Consider the following 1171-nt stretch of genomic DNA (forward strand, 5'->3'; position numbering starts at 1 on the left):
GATTGGTTGCCAAACGAGGACATCAGCATTCGTCTGGTACAAGCTATCGTTTATGCTTGCCAGCAAGAGCCAGCTCTCAACGCTTGGTTCGATGCCGAAACCATGACGCGCTGTGTTCATCCTACCGTCAATCTTGGTGTAGCGGTGGATAGCCGTCACGGACTGTATGTCCCCGTGCTTCGCCACGCGGATGAGTATGAACCGCAAGACGTTCGTCGCTGGCTAGATCAAACCGTCAAAGGCATCCGAGACAGAAAGATCAGCCGAGAAGACTTACAACACGCAACCATTACTTTGTCCAACTTTGGGGCCATTGGCGGCATTTTCGCAACACCAGTGGTTTCGCCACCGCAAGTCGCGATTGTCGGTGCAGGACGAATTGTGGACCGAGTCGTGATCCGTAACGGTCAAGCCGTGGCCGTAAAAGCAATGCCGCTGTCCATTACCTTTGACCACAGAGCTTGTACCGGCGGTGAAGCCGCGCGCTTTACCAAGGTGCTTGCAGAACATCTGCAAAGGCCAAGTGTAACTAAGTCATAACGACATAAGGCTTCCTAAATGGAAGCCTTTTTTCTGCTTTACGCACTAATTCAAACCAACCCACCGAACAGATAAAGTCATCACTAACGGTTTAATTTTCAAACACATGTCACTCTTTCATGCTTCAAAGCTATGACTACCTCTCATCGAATTCACGTTTACGTTAACTGAGCTATAGTTTTCTATATAAACGAAAAATGTCACCCAGATGACGAAAATAAAAAGGAAGCACAAAAATGGAACGTGAATGCATGGAGTTTGATGTGGTGATCGTCGGAGCTGGCCCTGCGGGGTTGAGTGCAGCATGTCGATTAGCACAGTTGAACCAAGATCGTGAAGGCGAAGCGCTGTCAATTTGTGTGGTAGAAAAAGGCTCTGAGGTCGGCGCACATATATTATCTGGCGCGGTGTTAGAAACTCGCGCCTTAGACGAGCTTTTCCCAGATGTGAAGGAAATGGGAGCGCCCATTTCAGCCCCCGTTCAACATGATGATTTTCTCTATCTAACGACAGAGCTTAATCATATACGTGTGCCCCACTTCCTCACGCCTAAACCCATGCATAATGACGAAAGCAATCACGTTATTAGCCTTGCTAATCTTTGTCGCTGGCTTGCTACTCAAGCTGAGCA

2 protein-coding genes are annotated in these 1171 nt (G+C 48.4%); both read left to right on the forward strand.

Translation table 11 applies throughout. The annotated features are described in order from the left end of the window. A partial coding sequence (locus R7Q46_RS25010; protein ID WP_318077907.1) for a 2-oxo acid dehydrogenase subunit E2 occupies positions 1-540 on the forward strand: 540 nt, incomplete at its 5' end. A 236-nt stretch (positions 541-776) separates the two neighbouring features. Beyond that, on the forward strand, positions 777-1171 hold a 395-nt coding region (locus tag R7Q46_RS25015; RefSeq protein WP_318077908.1), incomplete at its 3' end, for an NAD(P)/FAD-dependent oxidoreductase.

Source organism: Vibrio sp. 811 (assembly GCF_033339195.1).